A 633-nucleotide genomic window follows, 5' to 3' on the forward strand; every position below is an offset into this window, starting at 1 on the left:
ATATTGGCTTGCTGGTTATTGTTTCGTATGCATCGCACATTGGATGTGTTCTGGTTAGATCAAGACAACGCGAAAAGCTTGGGTGTTGATGTGCCGAAAGTGACGCGCAACGTCTTCATCCTTTCTCCGGTTTTGATTGCAATTTCTACCGCTTTGGTTGGCCCAATTATGTTCTTTGGTTTGCTTGTGACCAACTTGAGCCGTGAGATGTTTCATTCCTATCAACATAAAACATTGTTGATAGGCTGTTCGCTGTTGGCCATTAGCTCCTTGCTTTCAGGGCAGTGGATCATTGAAAACGTATTTAATTTTGAGACAACGCTAAGCGTGGTCATTAACTTCCTTGGCGGCATTTACTTCTTGTATTTGCTGTTGAAAAACAAAATCGTATAAACATGAAAGTCATAGAGAAACTAACCAAAGCATTTGGTTCGAGTAAAGTCGTTGATAGCGCGGATACTCAGTTCGAAAAAGGCAAAGTGACGTCGATCATTGGCCCAAATGGAGCCGGTAAAAGTACCTTGCTCTCGATGGCTTCTCGCCTAACAGAGCGAGATGGTGGTAGCGTCATCATCGACTGTAAAGAGATCGCTGAGTGGGATACCAAAGAGCTGGCGAAAAAGCTTGCTGTGT

Annotated in this window: 2 protein-coding genes; both read left to right on the forward strand. The window is 43.8% G+C overall.

All coding sequences use genetic code 11. The annotated features are described in order from the left end of the window. The coding region (locus R8O10_RS25885; protein ID WP_318192051.1) for an iron chelate uptake ABC transporter family permease subunit at positions 1 to 393 on the forward strand (393 nt) is incomplete at its 5' end. A 2-nt stretch (positions 394 to 395) separates the two neighbouring features. Then, positions 396 to 633: ATP-binding cassette domain-containing protein (locus tag R8O10_RS25890; RefSeq protein ID WP_318192052.1), on the forward strand; the 238-nt coding region annotated here is incomplete at its 3' end.

The organism is Vibrio sp. 1727 (assembly GCF_033344415.1).
In the GTDB taxonomy this organism is placed as follows: Bacteria; Pseudomonadota; Gammaproteobacteria; order Enterobacterales; family Vibrionaceae; genus Vibrio; species Vibrio alginolyticus.